This is a genomic window from Mesorhizobium sp. M2A.F.Ca.ET.039.01.1.1 (assembly GCF_003998035.1).
Lineage (GTDB): Bacteria > Pseudomonadota > Alphaproteobacteria > Rhizobiales > Rhizobiaceae > Mesorhizobium.
This window is the reverse complement of sequence record NZ_RZRY01000341.1, coordinates 1-6,794: the sequence shown is the minus strand read 5'-3', so window position 1 is coordinate 6,794 and position 6,794 is coordinate 1. Positions and strand designations below refer to the sequence as shown.

At 63.4% G+C, this 6,794-nt stretch carries 10 protein-coding genes; 4 read left to right on the top strand and 6 right to left on the bottom strand.

What is annotated here, in order from left to right:
- Positions 1–658 (top strand): outer membrane lipoprotein carrier protein LolA (locus EOA24_RS22955; protein ID WP_245501832.1); only part of this gene is annotated, 658 nt, incomplete at its 5' end.
- Between the two features lie 394 nt (positions 659–1,052).
- Positions 1,053–1,859, top strand: a complete 807-nt coding sequence (xth, locus tag EOA24_RS22950) for an exodeoxyribonuclease III (protein ID WP_126083649.1) — start codon at positions 1,053–1,055, stop codon at positions 1,857–1,859.
- Positions 1,860–2,010: 151 nt separating this feature from the next.
- On the opposite strand, the gene EOA24_RS22945 is transcribed toward xth, so the two are convergent.
- Both EOA24_RS22945 and EOA24_RS22940 read right to left on the bottom strand, forming a co-directional pair.
- A complete protein-coding gene (locus tag EOA24_RS22945; RefSeq protein ID WP_126080489.1) occupies positions 2,011–2,466 on the bottom strand; it encodes a cyclic nucleotide-binding domain-containing protein in 456 nt (151 codons plus the stop codon).
- Between the two features lie 262 nt (positions 2,467–2,728).
- On the bottom strand, positions 2,729–3,412 hold the full coding sequence (locus EOA24_RS22940; protein ID WP_040991447.1) for a response regulator transcription factor: 684 nt from the start codon (positions 3,410–3,412) through the stop codon (positions 2,729–2,731).
- Between the two features lie 86 nt (positions 3,413–3,498).
- Between EOA24_RS22940 and EOA24_RS22935 the strand changes: the two genes are divergently transcribed.
- Complete coding sequence (locus EOA24_RS22935; RefSeq protein WP_126083650.1) at positions 3,499–4,095, top strand: L,D-transpeptidase; 597 nt, start codon at positions 3,499–3,501, stop codon at positions 4,093–4,095.
- Positions 4,096–4,147: 52 nt separating this feature from the next.
- Here EOA24_RS22935 and EOA24_RS22930 read toward each other — a convergent pair whose 3' ends face one another.
- Positions 4,148–4,399: a hypothetical protein gene (locus tag EOA24_RS22930; protein WP_126080490.1), complete on the bottom strand. Its 252-nt coding sequence runs from the start codon at positions 4,397–4,399 to the stop codon at positions 4,148–4,150.
- Between the two features lie 131 nt (positions 4,400–4,530).
- Here EOA24_RS22930 and gcvA point away from each other — a divergent pair, with 131 nt between their 5' ends.
- The gene (gene gcvA / locus EOA24_RS22925) at positions 4,531–5,451 is read left to right on the top strand and encodes a transcriptional regulator GcvA (RefSeq protein ID WP_126080491.1); all 921 of its coding nucleotides are present in this window, start codon (positions 4,531–4,533) and stop codon (positions 5,449–5,451) included.
- 9 nt (positions 5,452–5,460) lie between these two features.
- On the opposite strand, the gene EOA24_RS22920 is transcribed toward gcvA, so the two are convergent.
- The 3 genes from EOA24_RS22920 to EOA24_RS22910 form a co-directional block, all read right to left on the bottom strand.
- Complete coding sequence (locus EOA24_RS22920; protein ID WP_127257329.1) at positions 5,461–5,886, bottom strand: DUF1761 domain-containing protein; 426 nt, start codon at positions 5,884–5,886, stop codon at positions 5,461–5,463.
- 51 nt (positions 5,887–5,937) lie between these two features.
- Positions 5,938–6,636 carry a methyltransferase gene (locus tag EOA24_RS22915; RefSeq protein ID WP_189354150.1) on the bottom strand — a complete coding sequence of 233 codons (699 nt, stop codon included), beginning with the start codon at positions 6,634–6,636 and terminating at the stop codon, positions 5,938–5,940.
- Positions 6,591–6,794, bottom strand: a 204-nt coding sequence (locus tag EOA24_RS22910) for an EVE domain-containing protein (protein ID WP_127410093.1), incomplete at its 5' end; no start/stop codon positions are given. The genes EOA24_RS22910 and EOA24_RS22915, both read right to left, overlap by 46 nt.

The window sequence follows — 6,794 nt, the reverse complement described above, 5'->3', positions numbered from 1 at the left end:
GACCGAATTCGCCATCACCCGCCGCCAGCTCCTCGGCCTCGGCTTGATGCTTGGCGGAGCTGCCGCTCTCAACCTTGTGCCCGGCTACCAGCTTGTGGCGGCCGCGCAGGCGGCGGTGCCGCCGGCGGCGCAGAAGATCGCCGATCATTTCTCCTCGGTGAAGTCGATGAGCGGCGAGTTCGTCCAGTTCGGCCCGAAGGGCGAGCAGACCGGCGGCAAGTTCTTTCTCGAGCGCCCGGGCAAGATCCGCTTCAACTATGACGGCTCTTCGAACTTCCGCGTCATCTCCGACGGAAAGTCGGTGGTGATCCTCAACAAGAAGCTCAACACATCCGATCTCTACCCGCTGTCGAAGACGCCGTTGAAATTGCTGCTCGACGACCGGATCGACCTCTCCGGCGGGCGCGTCAAGGCCGTCAAGGAAGAGGACGACCTTACGACCATCAAGCTTTCCGACAAGTCGGTCTTCGGCAACGCGATGATCACCATGATGTTCGACCCGAAGACCTATGATCTGCGCCAGTGGACGATCACCGATGCGCAAGGCAAGGACACGACGGTGATGATCTTCAACACCAAGGAAGGCGTTAGCTTCCCGGCCGACACGTTTGCGATCGACTACACGGCGAACCGCGAGCTGAACACGAAGACGCGCTGACTTCCATTTAGCGCGCCGGTCCAAAGCCTTCGTCATCCTAGGGCGAAGCGACGCGAAGCGGAGCGCAGACCCTAGGATCCATGCCGTTACCTCTGCCGAAGGATGCGGAGGTTCAGAATGCGACACCAGATGCGCACGGCAAGCGCTTCATTTTGCACCGCTGGCTTAGCGTCGATCGAACGGCATGGATCCTAGGGTCTACGCTCGTCGCTTCGCCCTAGGATGACGAAGTTGGGAAGCCTTGGCCATCTCGAGGATCGGCGGCATGCTTCGGCTTGTCTTCGCTGCCGGTCGCTGGCAGGGTCCGGCACTGACTCTTTCCACAACGGCGTCATTTCCTGTCATGCCCATCCCCCTGCTGGCAGGTCTTGCGCTTTATCTCGGACCCCACCGCATGCCCTTCACCATCGCCACCTGGAACATCAACTCCGTGCGCCTGCGCATGCCGATCGTCGAGCGGCTGTTGAAGGAGCGCGCGCCCGACGTGCTCTGCCTGCAGGAAACCAAGGTGCCGGACGAGCTGTTCCCGGAGAAGGCATTCCGCAAGGCGGGCTACGAGCACATCCTGTTTCACGGCCAGAAGGGCTATCACGGCGTCGCCACCGTCGCGCGCCGGCCGATCGAGCTGGTTGAGAAGCGGCGCTTCTGCGAGATCGACGACAGCCGGCATCTGTCGGTCAGGGTCCAGGCGGGCGGCAAATCGGTGCTGGTGCATAATTTCTACGTGCCGGCCGGCGGCGATGAGCCCGATCCGGAGATCAACCGCAAATTCCGCCACAAGCTCGATTTCGTCTACGAGATGAATTCCGTGCCGGCGAGCGGCGACGAATCGTCGGCGTCGATCCTGGTCGGCGACCTGAACATCGCGCCGCAGGAGCACGACGTCTGGTCGCACAAGCAATTGCTCAACGTCGTCAGCCATACGCCGGTCGAGACGACGAATTTCGAGGCGATGCGCAAGACCGGCGGCTGGGTCGACCTGATGCGGCTCAACGTGCCGGCCGAGCAGAAGCTCTACACTTGGTGGAGCTACCGCGCGAAAGACTGGGAGGCGTCGAACCGCGGCCGCCGCCTCGACCACATCTGGTCCTCCGCGAACCTGGTGCCGGCTTTCAAAGGCTACGAGATCCTGCAGGCGGCCCGCGGCTGGGAGAAGCCGTCGGACCATGTGCCGGTCATCGCGCGGTTCGACCTGGATTAGGGCGGGCCGATATTCAGGTGAGGACGGCTGCAAATGGCGGCTTCCTGCGCTTCCGGTGCTCACGTACTTCAAGTACGCTCCGCTCCGGTTCTCGGAAGCCACCATTTTCGACTCGGCCTGACCTGAATCTCAGCCAGCCTTTCGGCGGCGCCTACCCCGTAAAACGCGGCGCCAGTTCCTCGATGCGGGCGATCATCTGCTGGAATTCCTCCAGGATGCGCTCATGCAACAGCACCGCGATCTCCGGATATTCTTCCAGGATTCGGTGGAACATCTTGCGGCTCAATCGGATCACTTCAGAGTCGACCGCTGCGGAGGCGCTGGTCAGCCGGTTGGTGTCGGCTATCAGCGCCAGTTCGCTCAGCATAGTGCCCGGACCCGCGGTGCCGATCGGGACGCGTTCGCCCCCTAGCTCCCGATAGAGCGTGATCAGGCCGCTGACCACGATGTAGGCAGAATCAGCAACATCATCCTCGCGGTAGAGCTTATGGTCGGCCTGCAGCATGGTGGTCTCGGCGCCGAAGGCGAGCAGGCGCAACTGTTCCTGGGTGAAGCCCTGGAAAAGCTTCACACCGGACAGGATGCGGATGTCGTCATCCAGCGCCATCCTAGCTGTGTCCCCGAGCGGTCAGTCCAGTCCCTCCTTTGGAGCGGCGCGCCCTCCTGGGCGCGCGAGAAGCGCTCCACCATGCATCGTGCGATGCGTGCAACGAGCCGATCCATCACCCTCCAGCATCAGGATCTACCCGAAGCGGTCCCGCCCGACCGCTCTCATCTCTTTTGGCTCAATTCCGGACGGAAGGCTACGGCGAAGCCGCCAAGCCCAGCCGTTTCGTACTTTTCCTGGAATTGCTTAGATCATGAAATGTTTAAGGAACCAGCTTGTAGCCGCCGCTTTCTGTCACAAGAATTTCGGCATTGGAAGGATCGCGCTCGATCTTCTGGCGCAACCGGTAGACATGGGTCTCCAGCGTGTGCGTGGTGACGCCGGAATTGTAGCCCCAGACCTCTTCCAGCAGCACGTCGCGCGTTACCACCTTCTGGTCGGCGCGGTAGAGATATTTGATGATCGAGGCTTCCTTCTCGGTCAGCCGCACCTTGGCGCCGCGCGGATCGATCAAGAGCTTCTGGCTGGGCTTGAACGTGTAGGGTCCGACCGAGAAGGTGGCGTCCTCGCTCTGCTCATGCTGGCGAAGCTGGGCGCGGATGCGGGCCAACAGGACGGCGAAGCGGAAGGGCTTGGTCACATAATCGTTGGCGCCGGCCTCGAGACCCAGAATCGTGTCGGAATCGGTGTCGTGGCCGGTCAGCATGATGATCGGCGCCTTGTAGCCGCCCTTGCGCAGGATCTTCACCGCCTCGCGGCCGTCCATATCGGGCAGGCCGACATCCATGATGAGAAGGTCGACGACGCCGCCGCGCGCAGCGGCAACGCCTTTTGCGGCGGTCGATTCCTGCTGGACGTCGAATTCCTCGTAGAGCGCCAGCTGCTCGACCAGGGTGGCGCGCAGGTCGTCGTCGTCATCGACGATCAGGATGGTGCGTGATGTCATGGATATCAATCCGTTGTTTTAAAAAGAATATTCAGTTGACCTCCCCCCATTTATGCGGAAGCTCACCGGCGCAACAGCCGATCACAGTGATTTGTTCCGTGACCCGATCATACAAGAAAAAACGCGCGCGCAATGAGGCGGGCGCATTTTTGCCGAAAGGCTTGCGCGTTTTGGTGGTGCGTGCCCGCCCCGGCAACCCCGCGCAAGGTTTCCTGCAAGCCGGCAAAACGGTGTTTCCCTGCGCCCTGGGGCGCAGCGGCATCACCGCCAACAAGCATGAAGGGGACGGCGCGACGCCGCTGGCGTCGATGCGCATCCTGTCGGGCTATTTCCGGGGCGATCATTTCGCGGGCGGGCGCAGGACGAGGCTGCCGATGGCGCCGATCGGTCCGGATCTCGGCTGGTGCGAGGTGCCGGACGACCGCAACTACAACCGTCCGGTGAAGATCCCCTATGGCGCGAGCCATGAGCGGATGAAGCGCGACGACCGGCTCTACGATGTCTGCCTGGTGCTCGACTGGAACATCGCGCCGCGCTTGCGCGGGCGCGGCAGCGCGATCTTCTTCCATCTGGCCCGGCCGGGCTTCACGCCGACCCAGGGCTGCGTGGCGGTGACGGCGCGGACCATGGCAAGGCTGCTGCCGTTGCTGTCGGACAGGACGGTGGTGAAGGTGGTGAGGTAGGCAGTAGGGCAGTAGGCGGTTCTTTTCGCTACTGCCCTACTCCCTTACTGCCTTAGCGACGACGCTGCCAACCTGTCCCCAGCAGTCCGATCTCTCGGAACTCGCGGTCCAATGCCTTTGCGATGTCGCGACGCCGGCTGCCGACGTCGCGCAGGTCGCGGTCGGAAAGGTCTTCGACGGATTCCCCAGGCAAGGTGGCGGCGACGCGGGCCTGGCGCAGCCAATCGCGTGCCGAACGCAGCCAAAGGGTCAGGCCCGAGGGCGATTCCAGGGGGGTGCAGGGCTTCAGGGCGATCTCGGACATGGCTTTATCCCGTGTTCTCCGGATATCAAATCCGGTTTGATGGTGTTTCGATGAAGCCATCATGCCGGATTGAAAAACAAACGAGAAACGAGTAGTTCTTTTCCGATCATCAAGTTTTATTTGGAGATCATATGTCCAGGCTGCTGCCCGGAACGCGCGCGCTGAGGACGTTCGAGGCGGCCGCCAGGCACCTCAATTTCACCCGCGCCGCCGACGAGCTCGGCCTGACGCCGGCGGCGGTCAGCCACCAGATCAAGGAAATCGAGGATCAGCTCGACCTGGTGCTGTTCACGCGCACCAGCCGTAGCATCCGGCTGACCGAGGCGGGCAGCCTGCTGCATGATGCGTCGATCGACGCGCTCGACCTGCTCAACCGGGCGGTCAGCCGCGCCCGCAAGATGACCCGCGGCACGGCATTGCTGAAGGTGACGCTCGACGCGCAGTTCGCGACGAAATGGCTGATGCGCCGCGTCGACGATTTCCGCCAGCAGAAGCCCGGCATCGAGCTGCGCTTCGACATCACCTACGACGTAAGGGACTTCGAGCGCGACGATGTCGATATCGGCATCCGCTTCGGTACCGGAAAATATCCGGGGCTCGTCGCGCACCGGCTGTTCGAGAACATCATCATTCCGGTGTGCAGCCCAGCGCTGCTGGCGTCGGGTCCGCCGCTGAACGAGCCGCGCGATCTCTTCAACCATACGCTCGCGCATATCGAATGGTCGCGGCAGGGCGTGACCTGGCCGAACTGGAGCATGTGGATGCAGGCGGCCGGCGTCGATGATTTCGACGACAGCCGCACGCTGGTGTTCGGATCGTCAACCGATGCCACCCAGGCGGCGCTCGACGGCAATGCGGTGGCGCTGGCCGACTTCGCCATGGTCGCCAACGATCTTTCGCAAGGGCGCCTGGTGCGACCCTTCGAGCTCGGCATCAAGGTCGCGCCGGAATTCGCCTATTTCCTGGTCTACCCCGAGACTGCGAAAGACGACGCGCGGGTCATCGCTTTTCGCGAATGGCTGCTGGACGAGGTGGCGAAAACGCCGACATAGGACCTGTCGTCAGACTGCCGGCGCCGCCGGCGCGCCGAACCAGCCGATGACGGCGCCGATGATCAGCATCACGCCCAGCCAGTGGCCGGCATCGATCAAGGTCAGCGCCCAGCCGAAACCTTCATAGCGGTGGTTGACGGCAAGCGTGGTGGCGATGAACCCCAGCCAAAGCACGAAGCCGAACAGCAAGCCCGCGACCGGGTTCGGCTCGCCGCCGGTGATTGCCCCCACCACCAGTGTCAGCACGAGCGCCATGATCAGCTCGGCGATGAAGCTGATGACGAACGGAACGGCCGAGCGTTTCATGGTGGCAGGGTCGAGCTTGGCCGCCTTCAGCCAAGGCTTGCTCAGGCTCATATACCAGGCTGCCCCGAACAACCATGCGACGACGGCGGCGACGATCACCGCCAGCCAGTTCACGACCGAAAAATCCATGCTTTTCCCCTCCAGATCGAGATGCGATGGAACGCTTGTTCGGCGATCGCGTCAAGCGAGGCGCCAGACGGTCGTGCGCTTGACCTCGGCATCCTCCAGCACGCGCGTCACCGGAACCTGATAGACGGCAAGCGATTGCAGCCCGGACCTGAGGAGGTAGGCGCGGCCGGGGTCGCCGACGAAGACCTCGGCGCCGCGCGCCCGCAGGCTCGTGAACCAGGGCAGCAGCCTGTCGGCGAAAGCCTTGTCGTAGAAGACGTCGCCGGCAAGCACGACGTCCCAGCCATCGTCGGTGCCGACACAATCCTTGCCGAGGAATTGCGCTTCGACGCCGTTGGCTTCGAGGTTAAGCGCGATCGCCGTCTCGCAGAACGGATCGATGTCGGCGGCGATCGCCTGCCTCGCACCCGCTTTCATCGCGGCTATGGCGACGAGGCCCGAGCCGGAGGCGAAGTCGAGCACGCGTCTGCCGCGCACCGCCCCGGGATTGTCGAGCACATAGCGGGCGAGGCCCTGGCCGCCGGCCCAGGCGAAGGCCCAGAGGGGCGGCGGCAGGCCGATCTCGGCCAGCTCCTCCTCGGTGCGCAGCCAAAGGTCATGTGCCTCGTCGGCGAGGTGCAGCAGCACTTCCGGCACATGCGGCGGCGCCATCAGCGCTGTGTTGTCGAGGATGAACTTTTTGGCGCTTTTCGGCGTGAGCCTGGTCACGGCGCCGGGTTGAGCTCGGCCATGCGGCAGACCTCTTTCCATTCGGCCGGCGTCACCGGCTGCACGGAAAGCCGGCCGAGCCGCACCAGCGCCATCTCGGCGAGCTTGGGATTGGCCTTGACCTGTTCCAGCGTCACCGGCTTCGGCACGTCCTTGAAGGCGCGGATGTCGACGCACTCCCAGCGCGGATCGTCGGTGGT

What these genes read in the sequence shown, in the direction of transcription:
- xth (WP_126083649.1), top strand. Translation starts at nt 1,053, where the DNA reads ATGCCCTTCACCATCGCCACCTGGAACATCAACTCCGTGCGCCTGCGC.
- EOA24_RS22945 (WP_126080489.1), bottom strand. Translation starts at nt 2,466, where the DNA reads ATGGCGCTGGATGACGACATCCGCATCCTGTCCGGTGTGAAGCTTTTC.
- EOA24_RS22940 (WP_040991447.1), bottom strand. Translation starts at nt 3,412, where the DNA reads ATGACATCACGCACCATCCTGATCGTCGATGACGACGACGACCTGCGC.
- EOA24_RS22930 (WP_126080490.1), bottom strand. Translation starts at nt 4,399, where the DNA reads ATGTCCGAGATCGCCCTGAAGCCCTGCACCCCCCTGGAATCGCCCTCG.
- gcvA (WP_126080491.1), top strand. Translation starts at nt 4,531, where the DNA reads ATGTCCAGGCTGCTGCCCGGAACGCGCGCGCTGAGGACGTTCGAGGCG.
- EOA24_RS22920 (WP_127257329.1), bottom strand. Translation starts at nt 5,886, where the DNA reads ATGGATTTTTCGGTCGTGAACTGGCTGGCGGTGATCGTCGCCGCCGTC.
- EOA24_RS22915 (WP_189354150.1), bottom strand. Translation starts at nt 6,636, where the DNA reads ATGGAAAGAGGTCTGCCGCATGGCCGAGCTCAACCCGGCGCCGTGACC.